The sequence below is a fragment of the Pseudomonas sp. GL_091 genome, assembly GCF_057837725.1.
In genome coordinates this window covers 1,578,359-1,600,591 of sequence record NZ_CM174451.1, presented here as the reverse complement: position 1 = coordinate 1,600,591, position 22,233 = coordinate 1,578,359, and the positions used below count along the sequence as shown (strand labels likewise).

Below are 22,233 nucleotides of genomic sequence, written 5' to 3'. Positions count from 1 at the left end.
ATGACCAGCATGGAACCCGGCAACACCGGTGTCGATCCGCGCCTGAGCTTCGATGACCCGCTTCTGGACGGTCTGTTGATCCTCTGCAAACTCCACGGCGCGGCGGTCAGCCGCGCCAGCCTGAGTGCCGGGCTCCCCATGGCACACCAACGCCTGAGCCTGGACCTGCTGCCCCGTGCAGCGGCCCGGGCCGGTTTGCAGGCGCGCTTGCTGCGCCGTGACCTCAAAGACATCTCCCCGCTCAACCTGCCGGTGCTGCTGTTGCTCAACAACGGCCGCACGGCGGTCCTGCGCCGTTATGGCGAGGACGGCAAGGTGCTGATCCTACCCAGCGAAGCCGACGGCGGCGAACAATGGCTCAGCCCTGAGGAGCTGGCCGAACACTACAGTGGCCAGGCGTTGTTTGCTCGGCCACGCCACGAACTCGAAGACTTGCGCTCGCCACTGGTGCCTCGGGTCCAGGCCTGGTTCCGCGATACGCTGAAGCTGTCGAAATGGTTGTATAGCGATGCGATCCTGGCGAGCTTCCTGATCAACCTGCTGGGGCTGATGGTGCCGCTGTTCGTGATGCAAACCTACGACCGCGTAGTGCCGAACCAGGCCACTTCGACCTTGTGGGTGCTGGCGATCGGTCTGCTGATCGGCACCGCTTTCGAACTGGTACTGCGGGTCGTGCGCGCGCACTTGCTGGATACCGCCGGCAAGAAAACCGACGTGATCCTGTCGGCCACCCTGTTCGAGCGCATCACCGGCATGGCGATGAAAGCGCGGCCGGCGACCATCGGTGGCTTCGCCCAAAGCATTCATGACTTCCAGGGCCTGCGGGAATTTCTCACCGCCGTGACCCTCACCAGCCTGATCGACCTGCCCTTCTGCCTGCTGATGCTGCTGGTGATCGGCCTGCTCGGTGGCTGGCTGGTGGTGATCCCGATACTGGCGTTTCCGATCACCATCATTTTCGCCATGGTGATCCAGGTGCGCCTGCGCGACACCGTGCAGAAAAGCCTCAGCCTCGGCGCCGAACGTCAGGCACTGCTGATCGAAACCCTCAGCGGCCTGGAAACCCTCAAGGCCTGCAGCGCCGAAAGCGAACGCCAGCACAAATGGGAAAGCACCCACGGCGCCCTCACCCGCCTCGACAGCCACGCACGCAACCTCTCGGCCCTGGCTACCAACGGCACGCTGTTCATCCAGCAACTGTCCGGTATGGCAACCATCGTTGCCGGGGTCTACAGCATCATTGCCGGCAACCTCAGCGTCGGTGCCCTGGTGGCCAGCTACATGCTCGGCAGTCGGGTGCTGGCGCCGCTGGGGCAAATCGCCGGCCTGATCACCCGCTACCAGCAAGCGCAACTGACCATGAAAAGCACCGACGCGCTGATGAGCCTGCCCCAGGAGCGCGACGCCAGGCAACGGCCACTGGAGCGCACCCAACTGCAAGGTGCGCTGGATGTTGTCGGGGTGACCTTTCACTACAACGGCCAGAGTTCTCCCGCCCTGGCCAATATCAGCTTCAGTGTGAAACCCGGCGAGCGCGTCGGCATCATCGGCCGCAGCGGCTCAGGTAAAAGCACCCTGGCGCGACTGGTGATGGGCTTCTATGAACCGGATGAAGGCCAGTTGCTGCTCGATGGCCTGGACCTGCGGCAACTGGACGTCGCCGACCTGCGCCATCAAATCGGCTATGTCGCCCACGACCTGCCGCTGCTGGCCGGCAGCCTGCGCGACAACCTGACCCTGGGCGCGCGCTATATCAGCGACTCTCGCATGCTCGAAGTGGCGGAAATGACCGGCGTCACCGAACTGGCCCGGCAACACCCGCAAGGCTTCGACCGGCCCGTGGGCGAACGTGGGCAACTGCTGTCCGGCGGCCAGCGCCAGGCTGTATTGATGGCCCGGGCGATGTTGCTCGATCCACCCATCATGCTGCTCGACGAACCCACCAGCGCCATGGACAACAGCAGCGAAGACGTCCTGCGGCAAAAACTTCACGGCTGGGTCGAGGGCAAAACCATCCTGCTGGTGACCCACCGCACCTCGATGCTGAGCCTGGTGGACCGGTTGGTGGTGCTGGACAACGGACGGATCGTCGCCGACGGTCCTAAGGAAGCGGTCATCGATGCACTGCGCAAGGGCCGTGTCGGCTCTGCGGCCGTCTAGGAGTCGTCCATGTCTGCCGATCAAGGATCCCGTGGCTACTTCGACAGTTTCAACAAAAGTGCCGAAACCGAGTTCATGCCGGAAACCGCCGGCGCCTCGTTGCAGGACTCGCCGCGCTGGTCGCGAATCACCGTGTGGCTGGCCGCTGCGCTGGTGGTCAGCGCACTGGTCTGGGCCAAATTTGCCGTGTTGCAGGAAGTGACCATGGGCGAAGGCAAGGCGATTCCGTCGAGCAAGGTCCAGGTGATCCAGAACCTGGAGGGCGGCATCGTCACTGAAATTTTCGTCCGTGAAGGGCAAATGGTGAACAAGGGCGACACCTTGCTGCGCCTGGATGACACCCGTTATCTGTCGAACAAGGGCGAAAGCGAAGCCGATCGCTATGCCTTGACCGCGCAGGTCGAACGGCTTTCGGCCGAAGCCGAAGGCCGGCCGTTCAAGCTGTCAGAAGAAGTGATTGCCAAGGCTCCGCAAGTGGCTGAAGACGAGCGCTCGCTGTACGAACAGCGGCAACGCCGACTGGCCAGCGAGCAGCGCACGCTGTCCGAGCAACTTCGGCAAAAAACCCAGGAATTGGCAGAGTTCCGCTCGAAACAGGGGCAGTTCAGCTCCAGCCTGGCGTTGCTGCAACAAGAAATGAACATGTCCACGCCGCTGGTGGGCACCGGTGCGGTGTCGCCGGTGGAAATCCTGCGGCTCAAACGCAGCGCGGTGGAGATTCGCGGCTCATTGAACGCCACGACCCTGGCGATTCCCAGGGCCGAATCGGCGATCAACGAGATCAAAAGCAAGATTGATGAATCGGAACAGACCTTTCGCTCGGAAGCGGCAAAAGAGCTGAACGAGAAACGCACCGACCTGTCGAAAATCACGGCATCGAGCATTGCCATCGACGACCGCGTGACCCGTACCACCGTGGTCTCGCCGGTGCACGGCATCATCAAGGTGTTGAAGGTCAACACCATCGGCGGCGTGGTCCAGCCCGGCAGTGACATGGTGGAAATCGTGCCGCTGGAAGACAACCTGCTGATCGAAGCCAAGGTCCGTCCGCAGGACGTTGCATTCCTGCATCCGGGCCAGAAAGCCATGGTCAAGTTCAGTGCCTACGACTACACCATTTACGGCGGCCTGAGCGCCAAACTGGAACTGATCGGCGCCGACACCATCACCGACGACAAGGGCAACAGCTTCTATCTGATTCAGGTACGTACTGACAAAAACCATTTGGGCGGGGACGTGAAACCGCTGCTGATCATCCCGGGGATGGTGGCGACGGTGGACATTATTACCGGGGAGAAAACGGTACTGGATTACTTGCTTAAACCGGTATTGAAAGCGCGGACCGAGGCGATGCGGGAGCGGTAGTCACTATTCAAGATCTTCTGTGATTGTTCCACCGCCATCGCGAGCAGGCTCGCTCCCACATTGGTTTTTCGGTGAACACAATTTTTGTAACCACCGAAAATCCCCTGTGGGAGCGAGCCTGCTCGCGATGGGGCCAGTATAAACAACAACTATTTCGACCCATGGTTACGCTGGTAAACCTCCTCCCCCATCGCCGCAATCTGCCCCTCGATCAACGCCTCGAACGGCTTCAGCAACGGCGCAAATATCGCCGGTGCTTCGAGGGTTTCCAGCGCCTGCACAATCGCCTCCACCGTCGACAATGCCCCCGGCCCCGGTGCCTTGCGCAGGCGATAACGGGACACTCCGCCTTCGGCCAGCGTCACCCTCGGCAGCGCCGCCAGCAGCGGATTGAGGTGCAGCATCTTGCGCGCCTTGCGCCAGGTACCGTCCGGGACGACCAGCAACAACGGTTCGTCTGTCGTGGCATAAACCTGCATCGGTTGTGCCTGCTCACCGGGAAACAACAAGCGCGCCTGATACCCCGGTCGGCTCAACAACGTCGGCAAATCCTCGAACACTTCCCCCACGATCAACTCGGCATTGTTCAAGCCCAACGCCGCCAACCGCGCCGTATTCAGCGCATGGTTCACTTCGCTCGGATGCTGTAGCAGCAACACCCGGGTGCGGCTGTCGAGGCTCGGGATCAACGGGCACAGGCAGTGGCTTTGCGGGCGCAGGCAGCGCGGGCACTGGATTCTGGACATCTTCTCAGGCCTGATTGAGTTGGGCTTTAAGCAAGTCGCGGAACGTCTGGATCAGCGGCTCGCGGCTACGCCCCCGACGCACGATCATCGAGAACGGCGCCTGATAACCAAAGGTCGCCGGCAGCAACACTCGCAGGTCACCCTTGTCGGCCCAGGCCTGGGCGTAGTGCTCCGGCAGGTAGCCGATGTAGGCGCCGGACAGCACCAGAATCAACTGGGCCTCCATACTTTCTACCGTCGCGGCGCTGTGCTTGAAGCCGTGACGCGCCAGTTCGGCCTGGCTCCAGTAGCCACGACCGACCATGCGCTGCTGGGTGATGACTTGCTCGGGAATGCGCCGCTCGTTGAACAGCGGATGCCGCGTGCTGCAATACAACCAGTGTTGTTCACGGTACAGCGGCATGTACACCAGGCCGCTCATGCGCGTGGAAAACGCGCCGATGGCCAGATCGAGACGGTTGTCCTGCACCCCAAGTTGCAATTCGTAAGGGCTCATCACCGACAGGTGCAAGTGCACGGCCGGGTGTTCCTGGCTGTAGGCGCCGATGGCCTCGGCGAACGGCAGGGCCTTGTCGCTGACGGTGGAGTCAATCACCCCCAGGTTCAAGGTACCGCGCAACTCGCCCTTGAGGGCGGCTGCGTACTGCTCGAAGCCTTCGAGCTCGCCCAACAGACGCAGGGTTTCCTGATGGAACAACTCGCCCTTGCTGGTCAGGCTGAAACCGCCACGGCCGCGATGGCACAGCACCAGACCGAGGGCTGCTTCGAGCTGGCTCATGTAGGTGCTGATGGCCGACGTCGAGAGATTGAGCTCCTGCTGGGCGTTGGCGAACCCCTGATGGCGCACCACGCTGACGAAGATGCGCAATAGTTTCAGGTCGGGTAAAGCGTTGGCCATGGCGGGCTCCGTTTGCAAGGCAATGCATGTTGCTCTTGTGGCGAGGGAGCTTGCTCCCGCTCGGCTGCGCAGCAGTCGTAAAACCTGCTCATGTGGTTTGTCTGCCGCACTGAGGTAAATGGTTTGGGGCTGCTTCGCACCCCAGCGGGAGCAAGCTCCCTCGCCACAGGATTCTGTGGAGCACCGTAAGTCTATCGCTGTCCCAGCCATTAGTTTAGAAAAATCTGAACTAAGTATTTGCCCGTAGCGATTCTTCCCGGCCACTACATTTCGCAGAATCGGCGCCACAAGGTTCGCCCGTACTCCCGTGAACGGCGCAATCCAATAAATAAAACAACGACGATGAGGCCTTACCCGTGGACAAGATTCTTCACCAACCACTGGGCGGCAACGAAATGCCGCGCTTCGGCGGCATCGCCACCATGATGCGACTCCCCCATTTGAATACCGCTGCCGGCCTGGACGCTGCCTTCGTAGGCGTGCCGCTGGACATCGGTACCTCCCTGCGCCCTGGCACCCGTTTCGGGCCTCGCGATATTCGCACCGAATCGGTGATGATCCGTCCTTACAACATGGCCACCGGTGCTGCTCCGTTCGACTCGCTGTCGGTTGCCGACATCGGCGACGTGGCGATCAACACCTTCAACCTGCTGGACGCCGTACGCATCATCGAAGAAGCCTACGACGACATCCTCGAACACAACGTGATCCCCCTGACCCTGGGCGGCGACCACACCATCACCCTGCCGATCCTGCGTGCCATTCATAAAAAGCACGGCAAGGTCGGCCTGGTGCACATCGACGCTCACGCCGATGTGAACGATCACATGTTCGGCGAGAAAATCGCCCACGGCACGACTTTCCGTCGCGCTGTTGAAGAAGGCCTGCTGGACCCAGACCGCGTCGTGCAGATCGGCCTGCGCGCCCAGGGTTACACCGCTGACGACTTCAACTGGAGCCGCAACCAGGGCTTCCGTGTGGTTCAGGCCGAAGAGTGCTGGCACAAATCGCTGGAGCCTTTGATGGCTGAAGTCCGCGAGAAAGTCGGCGGCGGCCCTGTTTACCTCAGCTTCGACATCGACGGCATCGACCCGGCCTGGGCACCTGGCACCGGCACCCCGGAAATCGGTGGCCTGACGACCATTCAGGCGATCGAGATCGTTCGTGGCTGCCAAGGCCTCGACCTGGTCGGTTGCGATCTGGTAGAAGTCTCGCCCGCTTACGACACCACCGGCAACACCTCGCTGCTGGCTGCCAACCTGCTGTACGAAATGCTCTGCGTACTGCCTGGCGTAGTCCACCGCTGAGGATTGGTCATGAATGAACGTGATCAGGTGCTCAAAGCCGCCGCCGATCTGGTGTCCGCTTTTGCCCGTAACGATCGCGAAGCCTACTTCGGCGCGTTCAGCGCCGACGCCAGCTTCGTCTTCTACACCCTCGAACAGCCCCTGCTGTCGCGCGACGCCTATCAGGCGATGTGGGACGGCTGGCGCTCCGAGGATGGCTTCGAGGTGCTCTCGTGCACCTCAAGCAACGCTTTCGTCAGCCTGCAGGGTGACGTGGCGATTTTCATCCATGACGTAGCCACCGAGTTGCGCATGCAAGGGGAGCAGCACTTTAGCCAGGAGCGCGAGACGATTGTTTTCAAGAAACAAGCGTCTGGCCAAGAACAACAAGGCCTATGGCTGGCCTGCCACGAACATTTGTCCGCGATGCCGGAAGGGCTGCCACCCCCTTAGCCAACACAGGTGACGCTCACGCACGATGAGCGCGCCTTTATGATCGGAGCTGATCATGAATAACAACAACAAAGACCAAAGCCTTACGCAAATTGAAACCCACGGGGTCGAACAGATCCCGGACAACGAACGCACCGCAGGCCCGACGGACTTGTTCCGGATGATCTTCGGTGGTTCCAACACCTTTGCCACCGCCGTCCTCGGCAGCTTCCCGGTACTGTTCGGCCTGTCTTTCCAGGCGGGCGTCTGGGCGATTGTGCTGGGCGTATTGCTGGGTTCGCTGATCCTCGCGCCAATGGGCCTGTTCGGCCCGATCAACGGCACGAACAATGCCGTGTCTTCCGGTGCGCACTTCGGCGTGCACGGGCGGATCGTCGGCTCGTTCCTGTCGCTGTTGACTGCCATCGCCTTCTTCTCGCTCTCGGTGTGGAGTTCGGGGGATGCGCTGATCGGTGGCGCCAAACGCCTGATCGGCCTGCCGGAAACCGACCTGACCCTGGGCCTTGCCTACGGTCTGTTCGCGATCCTGGTACTGACCGTGTGCATCTATGGCTTCCGCTTCCTGCTGTGGGTCAACAAGATCGCCGTGTGGAGTGCCAGCCTGCTGTTCCTGCTGGGCATCTTCGCCTTCGCCGGTCCCTTCGATGCGAACTACGCCGGCACCGTCAACATGGGGCAACCCGGTTTCTGGGCCGCCTTCATCGGTGCTGCGCTGGTGGCGATGAGCAACCCGATTTCCTTCGGTGCGTTCCTCGGCGACTGGTCGCGCTACATTCCGCGTGACACCTCCAAACGCCGCATCATGGCGGCGGTAGTGATTTCGCAGATCGCGACGTTCATCCCGTTCCTGTTCGGCCTGGCCACCGCAACCATCGTGGCGATCAAAGCACCGGACTACATCGCGGCCAACAACTATGTCGGCGGTCTGCTGGCGGTATCGCCGAGCTGGTTCTTCCTGCCTGTGTGCCTGATCGCGGTGATCGGTGGCATGTCCACCGGCACCACCTCGCTGTACGGCACCGGCCTGGACATGTCCAGCGTGTTCCCGCGGGTGCTGTCGCGGGTCAAGGCCACGCTGCTGATCGGTGTGATGTCGATTGCCTTCATCTTCATCGGGCGCTTCGCGGCCAACCTGGTGCAGAGCGTGTCGACCTTCGCCGTGCTGATCATCACCTGCACCACCCCGTGGATGGTGATCATGATCATCGGCCTGCTGGTGCGTCGCGGCTTCTACTGCCCGGATGACCTGCAAGTGTTCACCCGCGGCGAGAAAGGTGGCCGCTACTGGTTCACCCACGGCTGGAACTGGCGTGGCCTGGGTGCCTGGATCCCGAGCGCGGCCGTCGGCCTGTGCTTCGTCAACCTGCCGGGTCAGTTTGTCGGGCCGCTGGGCGAAATGGCCGGTGGTATCGACATCAGCCTGCCGGTGACCCTGGGCCTGGCTTCGCTGGTGTACCTGGCGCTGCTGAGCCTGTTCCCGGAATCGAGCGCAGTGTTCGGCCCGAACGATTCACGCAGCCAGAGCACGGATTCGCTCGCTAAACCGGCGATGCGTCAAGCCGCCTGATTTTTTGAAGACAGGGCCATGAAGTGACCTTTGTGGCGAGGGAGCTTGCTCCCTCGCCACAAAAACCACCCCATAGCCATAACGCAACTTAGTTCCACCATAAAAAAGACAATCGGAGACACGCAACAATGGCTTTGGATTTATTCGTCGTACTCATCTACGCCGCCGCGATGCTGATACTCGGCTACTACGGCATGCGCAAGGCCAAGACCAACGAAGACTTTTTGGTCGCCGGTCGTAACCTCGGCCCAAGCCTGTACATGGGCACCATGGCTGCCACCGTCCTGGGCGGCGCGTCCACCGTGGGCACCGTGCGTCTGGGCTACGTGCACGGCATCTCCGGTTTCTGGCTGTGTGCGGCGCTGGGTTGCGGGATCGTGGCGCTTAACCTGTTCCTCGCCAAACCGCTGCTGAAACTGAAGATCTACACCGTTACCCAGGTCCTGGAAAAACGCTACAACCCGATGGCCCGCTCGGCGAGCGCGGTGATCATGCTGGCCTACGCGCTGATGATCGGCGTGGTTTCGATCCTGGCTATCGGCACCGTATTGCAAGTGCTGTTCGGCCTGCCATTCTGGGTGTCCGTTCTGCTCGGCGGTGGCGTCGTGGTGATCTACTCGGCCATTGGCGGCATGTGGTCCCTGACCCTGACCGACATCGTCCAGTTCGTGATCAAGACAGTCGGCCTGATGTTCATACTGTTGCCGATCTGCCTGTACCGCGTTGGCGGCTGGGATGAGTTGGTATTGAAACTGCCGGCAACCGCCTTCAGCTTCACTACCATCGGTTGGGACACCATCATCACCTACTTCATGATCTACTTCTTCGGGATCCTGATCGGTCAGGACATCTGGCAACGGGTGTTCACCGTCAAGACCGCTAAAGTGGCTCAGGTTGCCGGTACCGCTGCCGGTATCTACTGCATCGTTTATGGTCTGGCCTGCGCCCTGATCGGCATGGCCGCTCACGTGCTGATCCCGGATCTGGATAACGTCAACAACGCCTTCGCCGCCATCGTCAAACTGTCGCTGCCGGACGGTATCCGTGGTCTGGTGATTGCTGCTGCACTGGCCGCCATGATGTCCACCGCCAGCGCCGGCCTGCTCGCCGCTGCCACCACCCTGACCGAAGACCTGCTGCCGAAACTGCGCGGCGGTAAACAGTCGAGCCTGGGCCTGAACCGCCTGGTCACCATGCTGACCGGTATTGTGGTGCTGGGTATCGCTCTGGTCGTGAACGACGTGATCAGCGCCCTGACCCTGGCGTACAACCTGCTGGTAGGCGGCATGCTGATCCCGCTGATCGGTGCGATCTTCTGGAAACGTGCCACCACCGCCGGCGCCATTGCCAGCATGGGCATGGGCTTCGCCACTGCCCTGCTGTTCATGTTCAAGGATGGTCTGGATGCCAACAGCCCGATCTACTACAGCCTCGGTGTAGGCCTGGTGAGTTTCGTGCTGGTGAGCTTGATGTCCCGCCGCCCGGCAGCAGTGGCCAGCGCTGCCTAAGCTGAACATAACGACTTGATGCTTTCTTCGACGGGTGTGGCGTCGGTTGCCACACTCGTTTTTTTTCGCCTGGAGAAAATGAACTATGAAGATTGTTTCTCGCAACCAGTGGTTCGAGGTGAAACCACTCAGTGACGGCATCCGCTTGATTCACGAGCCGTACATCCGCCCCTTCTACCGCTGCAACCTCTGGCACATCCAGGGCCGTGACAAAGACCTGCTGCTGGACAGCGGTTCGGGACTGGTCAGCCTGCGCGAGCAACTGCCGTGGATCACTGAACGGCCGCTGGTGGCCGTGGCCAGCCACTGCCATTTCGATCACATCGCCGGTCATCACGAATTCGCTGAACGGCTGGTGCACCCGGCCGAGGCGGACATTCTCGCCGCACCCGATGGCGACAACGACCTGAGCAAAGCCTTCGTCGGCGACGACATGTTCGAGGCGCACCCTGATTGCCCGCTGTGCTACGCCGAATACCGGGTCAAGGCCGCACCGGCCACGGGGTTTGTCGATGACGGAGATGTGCTGGACCTGGGCAATCGGGTGTTGCACGTCGTGCACACACCGGGACACTCACCGGGCGGCATCTGCCTGTACGAAGCCGCCACCGAGACCTTGTTCAGCGGCGACATCATCTACGACGGCCCGCTGATCGAAGACGCCTACCACTCCAACCTCGATGACTACGCGCGCAGCCTGCAACGCTTGCGTGAGCTGTCGATCCGCACGGTGCATGGCGGGCATTTCGGCAGTTTTTCCGGGGAGCATTTGCGCAGCATGATTGACGAATGGCAGCGCTCACACGGCTAAAGCCTGCTGTACTCAACGGCAGGACCTGCACCGGCAGGGAGACCTACACCCACCTCCTCGAAGAACGATCATGAAAGAAGCTGCCCTTCGTGCTGTCGTACATCGCTACATCAGCCGCCTGCTGGAAGGCCGGGATAACTTCGACGACAACGCCAGCCTGGCGCAATTGGGATTGGATAAAAAAGATATCGAAGAGCTGATCTTCCATCTGGAAGATGAACTGGGTGTAACGGCGTTTACCGCGGAGGAAGACCGGATGCTCAAGACCGTCAGGACGGCGAATGATTTGAGCCGGTTTTTGCTGGAGATTGGGCGGTACTAAGGCTGGCGATCAAACGTACACGAAGCGGCAAGGGAGTTTGCTCCCTCGCCACGGAAAACCTTTCACCTGTCAGATGTTATCTGCCATTACCGGCGACGCTGCTGGCGTCGGCGCTGTTCGTCGTCAGTACGAACAGGCACGGGTTGCAGAGGCGGTTCGATCAAACCGAGAGCCACACCCAGGTCATGCAGCCAGTTTTGAATTTTCTCTTTCATGGTGCCCCCTTCAGGGTAGTGCCGAGCGGCCAAAGTTCTGTAGCCCCTTCGCACTGATAATAGTCCGAAGTTCTGTGCAATGCTCGCGCAAAGTCGCAATGATCTGTTACTGAATCAATCACAATCAGCCTGTGTTCAGGCAATCTCCTGCGCCTGCATCAGTGTCGGCGGAAAAACCACTTGTTGCTGCTCGATCCAGGCATTCAGGTTGGCCCCGACCATGCCCTTGCGCCACATCAGCCAGGTGGTAGCGCTGGCGAACGGTTCGGCCAACGGATGCACGGCCACACTCTCGCGGCCCGGCAGGCTGGCGAGCATCGACTCCGACATCAGCGCCACACCGGAGCCGGCAATCACACACGCCAGCATGCCCGGATAGGACTCGATCTCCATCGCACGGCCCATGGCCGCGTGGTCATGGGCGAACCAGGCTTCCAGGCGCATGCGGTAGGAGCAGCCCTGGCGAAAGGTGAACACCGAACGACCTTGCACATCCAGCGCGCTGCGCACGGGTGGATGGTCGGCCTCGCTGATCAGCACCAGGCGCTCGTCGCACAAGGGCACCCCGTCGAGCCCGGCCAGTTCCAGGGGGCCATCCACCAGCGCCGCATCGAGTCGACCGGTGAGCAGGCCTTCGAGCAATTCACCGCTGGGGCCGGATTGCACTTGCAGGTTCACCGCCGGATACAAACGGTGGTAGTGCGCCAATAGCCCCGGAAGGTGAATCGCTGCCGTGCTGTACATGGTGCCGAGCACGAAGTCGCCCGCCGGTTGCCCACCCTGCACTGCCGCGCTGGCTTCATCGCGCAAGGCAAACAGCCTGGCGGTGTAGTCCAGCAAGATTTTTCCCGCAGGCGACAACTGCAAGCGCTGACGTTCGCGCAGGAACAGTTCGACACCCAGTTGCTCTTCCAGCTGTTTGAGCCGGGTCGACAGGTTCGACGGCACTCGATGCAGCCGTTCGGCGGCACGGGTTATGGACCCCTCCTCCGCCACCGCCTGGAAGATGCGCAATTGGCTGAACTCCACGACATTCTCCAAAAAAGAACAAGTTACTAACTATTATTCATTTTTAAAGAAAGTCAATCAGTCCTAGCCTGACGGTCATTGATCCTCCAGACGGAATCCAGACCATGTCTCCCCTGATCCGCTTATCCGCCAGTTTCGTTGCCCTGATGATGGCCATGGGCATCGGCCGTTTTGCCCTGACACCGCAACTGCCGCACCTGCTCAGCGAAGGTCAGATCGACCTGACCGCCGCCGGGTTGATCGCCGCCGCCAACTACCTCGGTTACTTCATTGGTGCGGTGGACGCGATGTTTTCCCGGCGTACCGCGCAAGTGCGCCGACGCTTGCTCGGCGGATTGTGGCTCTGCGTGCTGCTGACCCTGGCGTCGTTCTGGGCCAATGGTTTCTGGTCGCACCTGCTGCTGCGCTTCGGCACCGGCGTGGCCAGCGCCTGGGTGTTGGTGATGATTACCGCCCTGAGCCAGCCACTCGCGGCAGCGGCCGGTCGCCCTCGGCTCGGTGCCCTGGTGTTCGCCGGACCCGGTTTGGGGATTTTTCTGACCGGTTTGTTGGCCCTGGGCTCGAATCTGCTGGGCCAGACATCCGCCACCTTGTGGCTGGTGTACGCCGCCGCAGCGTTGGCGATGCTGCTGGGAATCCTGCCGTTCCTGCCACAACCGGCTGTCACCGCGACGGCTGCACCCAGCGCCAGCGCGTCGGGCAATCAAGGCATCGCTCGCTTGGGCTGGATCTATGGCTTGTACGGATTGGGCTACATCATTCCGGCGACCTTTTTGTCGCAAATGGCCAACGCGCAATTCCATGGCCAATGGCAGGCCGACCTGTTCTGGCCATGCTTTGGATTGGCGGCGGCAACCGGCGTGGTGCTGGTGAGTCTGCGACGGCAAAAACCTGGCGCCACGGGTCACTGGCTGATGGCGACGTTATGGCTGCAAGCCGCTGGTGTGTTCGCCTGCCTGCTGGGCAACGGGCCAGGCCTGGCATTGGGCGTGATCCTGTGCGGCACGCCGTTCCTGGCCTGCATGCAACTGGTGATGCAACGCTCCCGGGAACTGGCGCCCCACGCCACCCAGCGCAATGCCGGCCTGCTGACAGCCTGCTTTGCCGTGGGCCAGCTCAGCGGACCATTGCTGGCAGCGCTGAGCAGTCATTTTAGTGGCGGTTTGCAGCCGGCATTGGTGGTCGCCGGCTGCGGCTTGCTGATCGCCGGCGGTCTGTTGCTCGCGCCGGTCAGTGCTGCCCGAGGGCTTTGCGCAAACGACGGCGCAACCACTGCTCGGCGCTGACAAAAGTGATACCCGCCAATACCAGCACGGCACCGATGACGAAGTTCAGGCTCAGCGCCTCGCCGAGCAGCACCACACCGAAGGTGACGCCGAACAACGGCGTCATGAACGAAAACACCGCGAGGTTCGCTGCCAGGTAACGGCGCAGCAGCCAGAACCAGATCAGGTAACTGAAGAACGACACGACCACGCCCTGAAACAGCACACTGGCCACCGCCACGCTGGTCAGGCTGACATGAGTGATCTGGCCGCTGAGCAACGCAATCAACAACAAGCCGAAGAAGCCGACAATCAACTGATAGAACAGCGTCAGGGTCACCGGCGCTTCCGACAGGCGCGAGGCGCGCACTACCACCGTGGTCGCGCCCCAGGCGGCACCCGCCAGCACACCCAGGGCATCGCCCATCAACATGCGGTAATCAAGGTTGTCCCAGGACACCCCGCCGGCAAACGCAATGGCAATCCCGATAAAGGCCAGGACAATCCCCAACCATTGCAGCGGTCGCAATCGCTCACTGGGCAGCAACCAGTGCACCCCCAATGCGGTGAAGATCGGCGCCGTGTAGAGGAACACCGACATGTGCGCCGCCGTGGTCAGTTGCAGGCCTTCGGAAATGAAGAAGAACTCCAGGCCGAACAACGCACCGGCCAACAGACCGCCGCGCCAGGTCGCACCCACCTGGTTCCAGCCGCCCTTCCAGCAGATCAGCAGCCCGACCAGCAACGCCGACATACCGGAACGTCCAGCCGCCTGCATCACCGGCGCGATATCGACTGCCGCCCACTTGATCATCACCTGCTGAACGCCCCAGACCAGGCACAACCCGACCATCACTTGCAGGGCAAACCCGTCGGCGCTGCGCCGGGTGGCGCTCACTGGAACACCTCGAAGACACAATCCATGGCAAAGACTCGGCAGTAAAAGCAAAGCCCCGGCCCTCTCGTTGAAAAGAAAACACCGGGGCGAAGAATCATGTTGTCGATTATTAGCCAGTAGGCCAGAAAATGCCGCCTGCCAGAGACCTCTACTTCTCCGCTTGCGCCATCCTGGCCCTCTGTATTGTCAGTGCATCAACTGAGTTCGATGCGATCGGCATGAATGACAATCTGGCCATTCTTGTACAACGCACCAATGGCCTTCTTGAAGTTGCCCTTACTGACACCGAAAAGGCTGCTGATCAACGCCGGATCGCTCTTGTCGCTCACCGCCAGGCTACCGTTGTTTTCGCGCAACTTGGCGAGGATCTTCGAGTTCAGGCTGGTGGCCGCTTCCTGGCCGACCGGTTGCAGGCTCAGGCTGATCTTGCCGTCGGCGCGAACTTCCTTGATAAAGCCCTTTTCTTCTTTACCGGCGCGCATGAATTTGAAGATTTCGTTCTTGTGGATCAGGCCCCAATGCTTGTTGTTGATGATTGCCTTGAAGCCCATATCCGTGGCTTCGGCCACCAGCAGATCCACTTCCTGGCCCGCGGTGTAGTTGGCCGGGGTCTTGTCCAGGTAGCGGTCCAGACGCGCGGTCGCGGTGATGCGACGGGTGTGTTTGTCGAGGTAGACGTGCACCACCACATACTCGCCCGCCGTCATCTGACGCTTCTCTTCGGAGAACGGCAGCAACAGGTCTTTCGGCAACCCCCAGTCCAGGAATACGCCGATGCTGTTGACTTCAACAACTTTCAAACTGGCGAATTCACCGACTTGAACTTTCGGCTTTTCAGTAGTTGCGATGAGTTTGTCATCGCTATCCAGATAAATAAAAACGTTGAGCCAGTCTTCATCTTCGGTAGGAATATCTTTTGGAATATAACGATTAGGCAGAAGGATTTCGCCATCCGCGCCACCGTCCAGATATAAACCGAAGTTAGTGTGTTTAACCACTTGCAAACTGTTGTAACGCCCGACTAAAGCCATGTCCAATACCCTCATTGCGTGGGCGGCATTCTACCCGGTTTTAAGCGCCGCGTTCGGCAGCCGGCCCGGTGGCGCGAGAAAATCCTCTGAAACCCTTAATTTTCCCGGGGTTTCATCCCGCGCCTGGCCGCTCGTCAGGCCGATCCGGGCATTTACGCCATGCCCAGGCAAGCCTAACGCGGTATTTTTCCAGGCAATGTTCTTAGTTAAAACAGCGGCTTAGGTGCATATTTCGAATATTGACCGATGACTAATTACCCCGACCTCACGAATATGCCGAGGGGATATTTGCCAAGCAATTATCAGGTAATTCCTGTACGATGCCTGGCCAAGTTAATTTTCTACAGGTTAATGGCCGCCATGCGTGTAAAAGCATCCACCAGCAAAGCAAAGCCAGCTCCAGCCGTCGAAACCAGCGAATCGATCAACAGCCAGATCGCTGCGTTCCTCAAGTCCGGCGGTGAAATCCAGCAAATTGCCAAAGGCGTCAGCGGCCAGACGTTCGGCCCGTCCAAGCAGATCACCCTGGGCAAAAAGTAATCCCCTCGCGTCACCTGGTCCCAAAGCGCTTTGAGCTTCGAAGCGCTTGGACTGGAACCCTCGCTTCTCCCCTGCGCCACACTATCAAATCCTCTGAAAATCGACGAACGGCCTTCATTGCCGATCATTCGCCGGTATCCTTGCACGCGTCTGGATCAAGCGTTCCAGCGGGCTCACCAGCCTGCCCTCGCTGTTCATGGAGTGACGCATGTTCAAACCTTTCTATCTATCGGCATTGCTCGCCAGCCTGCTGGCCTGCTCCGTAGCACACGCACAAATCTTTCAGCGTGAGCTGGGGGGCTTCGACCTCAAGCTAGGCACCACCCCCACCCGCAGCATGGCCCAAGGCCTGGTCAAACCCTCGGCCGTCGGCTCGTTCCACGGCGGCCTGGACCTGAGCCACGACAGCGGTTTCTACGTGGGCCAATGGTCGCCCAGTATGGGCATCAGCCCGGGGAAAAACCTCGAGATCGATTCCTACATGGGCTTTAAACAACCCTTCGACCAAACCCTCGGCTACGAAGTGGGCCTGATCCGCTACAGCTACCCGGAAGTCACGACACCCGACAGCCAGGAACTGTTCGGCGGCCTGACCTTGCTCGGCAGCCGTTTCGGCATCGCCTTCAGCGACGACCCGGACAAACAGAACAACACCCTGTTCGCTGACTTGAGCGGCAATCAACCGTTCGGTGTCGGTATCAGCCTGAAATACACCACCCACCAATTCAATACGCCAGTGGCGGTGGATGGCGGGTATGTAGGCAGTTTTACCGATTGGTCGCTGAAATTGTCCCGCCCGTTCATGGGCATCGACCTCGACCTGATCTACAGTGACTCCAGCCTGAGCGGCAGCGGTTGCTCGGCCTATGCCGGACACAACAGCCAATGCGACGGGCTGGTTACACTCAAGGCCGAACGCGCGTTCTATTGATCGGCTGAACTGCCGGGCTCCTCCCGGGTTCACATGAGAATCAGACCCCGAAGGCTGGCTTTCGCAAGGATTCGCCCATGTCCCGCTGGTTCAAACATATCGCCTTTGTGCTGACCATCGCCCTCACCCTCGGCGCGTGCAGCCGCGTGGGCCTGGCCTACCGCAATCTCGATGTGATCATCCCGTGGACGCTCAGCGACTACCTGGACATGAACGGCGAGCAAAAAAGCTGGCTGAACGAACGCCTGAAGGAACACCTGAGCTGGCACTGCACCACCCAATTGCCCGGCTACCTCGACTGGCTGGACCGCCTGCAAACCATGATCGCCACCAACCAGGTCACCGATGCCGCCTTGCAGGCCCGCGCCCACGAAGCCGAACAGGCGATTGCCGAGACCGCGCGGGAAATCACCCCGTCGGCCATCGAGTTGCTGCAAGGGCTGGATGACAAGCAAGTCGCCGAAATGAACGACGCCTTTGCCAAGGACCAGCGCAAACGCCAGGAGGAATACCTCAAACCTTCCCTCGACCAGCAGATCAAGGAACGCGGCGCACGCATGGAGAAGCGCCTGAATGACTGGCTCGGGCCACTGAGCGCTACCCAGCAACAACGGGTAACCACATGGTCCAGCACCCTGGGCGAGCAGAACACCCAGTGGCTTGCCAACCGGGTCCATTGGCAGAAGCAGTTCAGCGCGGCCGTTGCGCAACGCCAGAGTCCGCAGTTCCCACAACGAATCGAGACACTTCTGGTCAATCGTCAGAGTTTGTGGACGCCCGCCTATCGTCAGGCCTTTGCCAACACCGAAGCCCAGGCACGTTCACTGTTCGTGGATCTGATGGCTGAAAGCACGCCAAACCAGCGTGAACGCCTGCTGAAGAAAATTGAAGGTGTGAGGAAGGACTTCAGCGACTTGAAGTGCCTGAAAGCGGCGAAACAAGGCTGACTGCAACACAAGTCCCATGTGGGAGCGAGCCTGCTCGTCCAGCACCTGTCGCTGGTGATCATTGCCGGGAATACTGCTGTCGATCAGCCGGGCATTTGCTGACGACCGACCGGCGGCATGTCGAAATCCACGCAAGCCAAACGACTAGGCTGTGTAAGTCACCTCCCCGCCCCACGCAGGAGAAATCAATATGAACATCCAGAACCATCCCGTCGTGTCGCGGGAAGAATGGCTCGCCGCCCGCAAACAGCACCTGGCCCGCGAGAAAGCCTTCACCAAGGAAAGGGACAAGCTCAGCGCCGAACGCCGTGCCCTGCCCTGGGTTAAAATCGACAAGGACTACCGCTTCCAGGGGCCCAACGGCGAACTGAAACTGGCGGACCTGTTCGGTGGCCGCAGTCAGTTGATCATCTACCACTTCATGTTCGCCGAGGGTTGGGACGAGGGCTGCCCCGGTTGCTCGTACCTGAGCGATCACATCGACGGCGCCAACCAGCACCTGGCCCACCATGACGTGGCCGTGGTAGCGGTTTCCCACGCACCTTTCGCTGAATTCCAGGCGTTCAAGCGGCGCATGGGCTGGAAGTTCGACTGGGTGTCGTCAGCAGGATGCGATTTCAACTACGACTTTGGCGTCTGCGCCCGGGCCGAAGAGGTCGCCGCCGGAAAGGCTACGTACAACTACGAAAAAACCGAAGGCTCCGAGGAAGAACTCCCCGGTCTCAGCGTGTTTTATCGCAACGAAGCCGGCGAAATTTTCCATACCTACTCCACCTACGCCCGAGGCCTGGACCTGCTGGTCGGCGCCTACAACTACCTCGACCTGACGCCCAAGGGTCGCAACGAGGACGAAATCATGGAGTGGGTGCGACATCATGACAAATATGAGGAACAGGAGAAGTCGAGCTGCTGTCATGGTGGTTAGCCCCCCAGGCACCGAGGCGCGGCCTTCGCGGGCAAGCCACGCTCCCACACGCCTGGGCCTGCCCCCCCGAGGAAGCCACCGCCAAACGCGAATAACTGGCCCAGAAAGTGGCCAGACTCACCGAGCAAAACCAGACCAAGGCCAAGGAGATCAACGACGAGTTGCAGAAAATTGATCTGGGCACTGCCGCCAAAGACTTGCCGGATAAGTGCCAATTGATCGACCAGCGACTCAAGGAACTGGCAACGGCAGAGAAAAAAGCCGAAAGCTGAATACAAAAAGCCCGGTCACCGACCGGGCTTTTTGTATTCAGGACTGTTAACCCTGCGGGGCTGCGCGCTCAAGGGCTTTAAGCAACTCCCGATTGTCCCCGCCTAACGCGAGGGTCGCCTTGGCTGCTGCTTCGAGCAACAACCCACACGCCGTCGCCACCTTTTCCTGGTTGAAACGCTCTGCCGGGCCGGACAAGGTCATCGCTCCGGTCAGGTCATAAGCCGCGTTGAATACCGGCACCGACACAGCTGCGGTCTCGGCGTCGCGCTCGCCGAAGGACGTCGCCCAGAATTGCTCGCGGACAATACCAAGCATCGGGTCCGATGTGCCGGCAAAAGCCCGCAGGACTTTCCCCGATGCGCCCACATTCAGTGAAAATCGCGCCCCCTCATGCAGGGCAACACGCACCGCGCGTTTTGGTTCCACGCGAAACAGCACCACACGGCTGTCGTTTTCTCGCACATAGAACGAAGACGTTTCGCCGCTGGCTAGCGACAGGGATTCCAGCAACGGGTAGATCACATCCCGCAGGCGGAACGACGTCTGATAAACCTGCGCCAGCCGCAATGGTTCGGGGCCGACCGCGTACTGGCCGTCTCCGAGGCGACGGATGAAACCGGCACGCTCGAGCGAGTTCATCAGGCGCAGGATCGTGCTTTTATACAGCCCCGTGCGCCGGGCGATTTCCGCCAGTGGCAGGCTGTTGCTGCCGACATCGAACGCCGCGAGGATCGCAAACGCGCGATCCACGGCCGCTACACCACCTTCGGCAGCAGGCGTGGAGGATTCGTCTTCCGATAGGGATTGTTTGCTCATGTTCGCTCGTGACAAAACTTCAGGACGGCGCCAGCTCCGGGCTGCGCAGAGGCTACCTTAACCGTTGCTCGAAGCGGCGGCCACCCTGAGTGAGCTCAGGCCTGAGACTTGATGACACCAGCACCGTGCAGTGCCGCGACATCGGCAGTGGTGTAACCCAGTTCAGCCAACAACTCATCACTATGGCTACCCAATTGCGGTACGTTCAAACGCGTACCGAAACGCTGGCCGTCCATTTCGAACGGCAGCATGGGCACCTTGACCGACTGACCGTCGGGCATTGTCACTTGAGCCATACCGCCAGACTCGTTCAGGTGTTTATCGTCGAACAGATCCTGTGGACGCTGGATCGGTGAAAACGGCAACCCGGCCTCTTCGCACAGGGCCATCACTCGTTCCTTGCTCATGCGTGCCAGACACTCACGCACTTGCGGCAAGATCACTTTGCGTGCAGCCACCCGCTGATTGTTGGCGGCCAACTGCGGATCGCTGGCGAACGTGTCGAAGCCAAACACCTCGCAAAAGCTTTTCCACTGACTGTCACTGACCACGCCGAGGAAGATCTGCTCTTCACCGGCACAACTGAACACGTCATAAATGGCCCATGCCGAGACGCGGCTCGGCATGGGTGCAGCGGGTGTGCCGGTCACCACGTTCTGCATCATGTGCTGGGCCACGAGGAATGCCGAATTTTCAAACAGGCCAGTTTGCACGAACTGTCCTTGAGCATTTTGATTACGTTGCAACAGCGCCGCGAGAATCGATATCGCGCTGAACATCCCGCCCATGACATCGTTGACCGAGGCCCCTGCGCGCAACGGCTGTCCGACCGGGCCGGTCATGTAAGCCAGGCCTGTCATCATCTGCACCACTTCGTCGAGGGCCGTGCGATGTTCGTAAGGGCCGGGCAGGAAACCTTTCATGGAACTGTAAATGATGTCCGGTTTGATCGCCTTGATGTCGGCATAACCCAGCCCGAGTTTATCCATGGTGCCGGGGCGAAAGTTCTCGGTGACCACGTCGGCGGTGGCAATCAGCTTTTTTACCGCCGCAATGCCCTCGCTGGTTTTCAGGTCAACGGCAAAGCTTTTCTTGTTGCGGTTGTAGGTGGTCCAGTAGCCGGCGCCAGACCCCATCAAGCGCCGGGTATTGTCACCTTGCGGAGTCGGTTCGACCTTGATCACCTCGGCCCCCAGATCCGCCAGCACCAGACCGCAGGTCGGCCCCATGACCATATGCACGAACTCGATGACCCGAATGCCGGCCAGAGGTAAAGGCTTTTGTTGTTGGCTGAGGCCCATGTTCATACCGCCTTCTTTGCATAGTGAAAATTCTTGCCCACACCGGCGTCCGGAATGAAGCCGTACAGCGGCTCTCCCGGCAGGCCTTGGTAGAGCCATTCGCGGGCCGCCACCAACCGATCGATGTCGATACCGGTGCGCAGGCCCATGGACTCGAGCAGGTAAACCAGGTCCTCGGTGACGATGTTGCCCGACGCGCCGGGAGCGTAGGGGCAACCGCCAATCCCGCCTTGCGAGGCATCGATGGTGGTCACGCCCACGTCCAGCGCCGCCAGCACATTGGCCAGGCCCTGGCCACGGGTGTTGTGGAAATGCGCACTGCCAGCAACGCCTGGCAGTTCCTGACGCAAGCGGGTGAACAACCGACGGACCTGCGTCGGGTTGGCGTAGCCGACGGTATCGGCCAGCCCCACTTCATTGACACCCAGTTCGGCCATGATCATGGCCATGCGCAATGTGTCGTCATCCGGCACTTCGCCCTGAATCGTGCAACCGAATACGGTCGATAACCCGGCCTCGATTTCGATGTGCGGGTATTGCTCGTTACGCAAGGCAACCACGTCGCGCACTTCCTGATAGACCTCGGCGTGAGTCTTGCGGATGTTGGCCAGGGAATGGGGTTCGCTCACCGAAATCGGCATCGTGATTTTCTGCACACCGGCCTTGAACGCCGCTTCGGCGCCCTTGAGGTTGGGCACCAACGCCGTCACAAACAGGTTGGGCAAGGTCCGCGCGTGGGCCACCAACTGCGCCGCGTCGGCCATCTGCGGCAGCAGTTTGGGTGACACAAAAGAGCCCACTTCGATCTCCCGCAACCCGGCGGTCGCCAGGGCGGTGATCCATTTCAGCTTCAGTTCGGTCGGCATGGTGGCGGCGACGCTTTGCAGACCGTCACGTGGCCCGACTTCGCTGACCAAAATATCGATTTCGTTCGAATGACCCATCA

General features: G+C 60.4%; 22 protein-coding genes and 1 pseudogene. 14 read left to right on the top strand and 9 right to left on the bottom strand.

Features of this window, described 5'->3' with window-relative positions; translation table 11 throughout:
* Positions 1–2,160: a type I secretion system permease/ATPase gene (locus tag AC3ITY_RS07310; protein WP_489308277.1), complete on the top strand. Its 2,160-nt coding sequence runs from the start codon at positions 1–3 to the stop codon at positions 2,158–2,160.
* Positions 2,161–2,169: 9 nt separating this feature from the next.
* Complete coding sequence (locus AC3ITY_RS07305; RefSeq protein ID WP_223458075.1) at positions 2,170–3,525, top strand: HlyD family type I secretion periplasmic adaptor subunit; 1,356 nt, start codon at positions 2,170–2,172, stop codon at positions 3,523–3,525.
* A gap of 149 nt (positions 3,526–3,674) precedes the next feature.
* Here AC3ITY_RS07305 and AC3ITY_RS07300 read toward each other — a convergent pair whose 3' ends face one another.
* Positions 3,675–4,271: a tRNA-uridine aminocarboxypropyltransferase gene (locus AC3ITY_RS07300; RefSeq protein WP_489308276.1), complete on the bottom strand. Its 597-nt coding sequence runs from the start codon at positions 4,269–4,271 to the stop codon at positions 3,675–3,677.
* A 4-nt stretch (positions 4,272–4,275) separates the two neighbouring features.
* On the bottom strand, positions 4,276–5,169 hold the full coding sequence (locus AC3ITY_RS07295; RefSeq protein WP_007972518.1) for a LysR family transcriptional regulator: 894 nt from the start codon (positions 5,167–5,169) through the stop codon (positions 4,276–4,278).
* A 356-nt stretch (positions 5,170–5,525) separates the two neighbouring features.
* Between AC3ITY_RS07295 and speB the strand changes: the two genes are divergently transcribed.
* The 6 genes from speB to AC3ITY_RS07265 all read left to right on the top strand — a co-directional run bounded on the left by speB (position 5,526) and on the right by AC3ITY_RS07265 (position 11,116).
* Positions 5,526–6,476 (top strand): agmatinase, encoded by a 951-nt coding sequence (speB, locus tag AC3ITY_RS07290; RefSeq protein WP_008018246.1) that lies wholly within the window; start codon positions 5,526–5,528, stop codon positions 6,474–6,476.
* Positions 6,477–6,485: 9 nt separating this feature from the next.
* Positions 6,486–6,908 carry a YybH family protein gene (locus tag AC3ITY_RS07285; protein WP_489308275.1) on the top strand — a complete coding sequence of 141 codons (423 nt, stop codon included), beginning with the start codon at positions 6,486–6,488 and terminating at the stop codon, positions 6,906–6,908.
* A 55-nt stretch (positions 6,909–6,963) separates the two neighbouring features.
* Entirely contained in the window at positions 6,964–8,475 is a 1,512-nt protein-coding gene (locus tag AC3ITY_RS07280; protein ID WP_223458069.1) for a purine-cytosine permease family protein, read from the top strand.
* Positions 8,476–8,603: 128 nt separating this feature from the next.
* Positions 8,604–9,983: a sodium:solute symporter family protein gene (locus tag AC3ITY_RS07275; RefSeq protein ID WP_489308274.1), complete on the top strand. Its 1,380-nt coding sequence runs from the start codon at positions 8,604–8,606 to the stop codon at positions 9,981–9,983.
* Between the two features lie 85 nt (positions 9,984–10,068).
* Positions 10,069–10,794: an MBL fold metallo-hydrolase gene (locus tag AC3ITY_RS07270; RefSeq protein WP_489308273.1), complete on the top strand. Its 726-nt coding sequence runs from the start codon at positions 10,069–10,071 to the stop codon at positions 10,792–10,794.
* Positions 10,795–10,864: 70 nt separating this feature from the next.
* Positions 10,865–11,116: an acyl carrier protein gene (locus AC3ITY_RS07265; protein ID WP_223458064.1), complete on the top strand. Its 252-nt coding sequence runs from the start codon at positions 10,865–10,867 to the stop codon at positions 11,114–11,116.
* An 86-nt stretch (positions 11,117–11,202) separates the two neighbouring features.
* On the opposite strand, the gene AC3ITY_RS07260 is transcribed toward AC3ITY_RS07265, so the two are convergent.
* Entirely contained in the window at positions 11,203–11,331 is a 129-nt protein-coding gene (locus AC3ITY_RS07260) for a PA1414 family protein (RefSeq protein ID WP_007972508.1), read from the bottom strand.
* Positions 11,332–11,466: 135 nt separating this feature from the next.
* Positions 11,467–12,360: a putrescine utilization regulator PtrR gene (ptrR, locus tag AC3ITY_RS07255; RefSeq protein ID WP_489308272.1), complete on the bottom strand. Its 894-nt coding sequence runs from the start codon at positions 12,358–12,360 to the stop codon at positions 11,467–11,469.
* Positions 12,361–12,464: 104 nt separating this feature from the next.
* On the opposite strand from ptrR, the gene AC3ITY_RS07250 reads away from it, so the two are divergent.
* Complete coding sequence (locus tag AC3ITY_RS07250; protein WP_489308271.1) at positions 12,465–13,646, top strand: MFS transporter; 1,182 nt, start codon at positions 12,465–12,467, stop codon at positions 13,644–13,646.
* Here AC3ITY_RS07250 and AC3ITY_RS07245 read toward each other — a convergent pair.
* The gene (locus AC3ITY_RS07245) at positions 13,591–14,523 is read right to left on the bottom strand and encodes a DMT family transporter (RefSeq protein WP_489308270.1); all 933 of its coding nucleotides are present in this window, start codon (positions 14,521–14,523) and stop codon (positions 13,591–13,593) included. The genes AC3ITY_RS07250 and AC3ITY_RS07245 overlap by 56 nt on opposite strands.
* Before the next feature lie 194 nt (positions 14,524–14,717).
* Positions 14,718–15,554 (bottom strand): CvfB family protein, encoded by an 837-nt coding sequence (locus AC3ITY_RS07240; protein ID WP_056721413.1) that lies wholly within the window; start codon positions 15,552–15,554, stop codon positions 14,718–14,720.
* A 351-nt stretch (positions 15,555–15,905) separates the two neighbouring features.
* Between AC3ITY_RS07240 and AC3ITY_RS07235 the strand changes: the two genes are divergently transcribed.
* The 5 genes and pseudogenes from AC3ITY_RS07235 to AC3ITY_RS07215 all read left to right on the top strand — a co-directional run bounded on the left by AC3ITY_RS07235 (position 15,906) and on the right by AC3ITY_RS07215 (position 19,169).
* A complete protein-coding gene (locus tag AC3ITY_RS07235; protein ID WP_015096330.1) occupies positions 15,906–16,094 on the top strand; it encodes a hypothetical protein in 189 nt (62 codons plus the stop codon).
* 208 nt (positions 16,095–16,302) lie between these two features.
* The gene (locus AC3ITY_RS07230) at positions 16,303–17,025 is read left to right on the top strand and encodes a TorF family putative porin (protein WP_489308269.1); all 723 of its coding nucleotides are present in this window, start codon (positions 16,303–16,305) and stop codon (positions 17,023–17,025) included.
* 77 nt (positions 17,026–17,102) lie between these two features.
* Entirely contained in the window at positions 17,103–17,972 is an 870-nt protein-coding gene (locus tag AC3ITY_RS07225; protein ID WP_489308268.1) for a DUF6279 family lipoprotein, read from the top strand.
* Between the two features lie 190 nt (positions 17,973–18,162).
* Entirely contained in the window at positions 18,163–18,897 is a 735-nt protein-coding gene (locus tag AC3ITY_RS07220; protein WP_489308267.1) for a DUF899 domain-containing protein, read from the top strand.
* Positions 18,882–19,169, top strand: a pseudogene (locus AC3ITY_RS07215) (hypothetical protein). Before AC3ITY_RS07220 ends, AC3ITY_RS07215 begins: the two are co-directional and overlap by 16 nt.
* Before the next feature lie 46 nt (positions 19,170–19,215).
* Here the strand turns inward: AC3ITY_RS07215 and AC3ITY_RS07210 are convergent.
* From AC3ITY_RS07210 to AC3ITY_RS07200, 3 genes are all read right to left on the bottom strand, one after another.
* Complete coding sequence (locus AC3ITY_RS07210; protein WP_489308266.1) at positions 19,216–19,986, bottom strand: IclR family transcriptional regulator; 771 nt, start codon at positions 19,984–19,986, stop codon at positions 19,216–19,218.
* Positions 19,987–20,081: 95 nt separating this feature from the next.
* On the bottom strand, positions 20,082–21,293 hold the full coding sequence (locus AC3ITY_RS07205; RefSeq protein WP_489308265.1) for a CaiB/BaiF CoA transferase family protein: 1,212 nt from the start codon (positions 21,291–21,293) through the stop codon (positions 20,082–20,084).
* Complete coding sequence (locus tag AC3ITY_RS07200; protein ID WP_489308264.1) at positions 21,290–22,231, bottom strand: hydroxymethylglutaryl-CoA lyase; 942 nt, start codon at positions 22,229–22,231, stop codon at positions 21,290–21,292. Before AC3ITY_RS07200 ends, AC3ITY_RS07205 begins: the two co-directional genes overlap by 4 nt.
* Between the last annotated feature and the right edge of the window lie 2 nt (positions 22,232–22,233).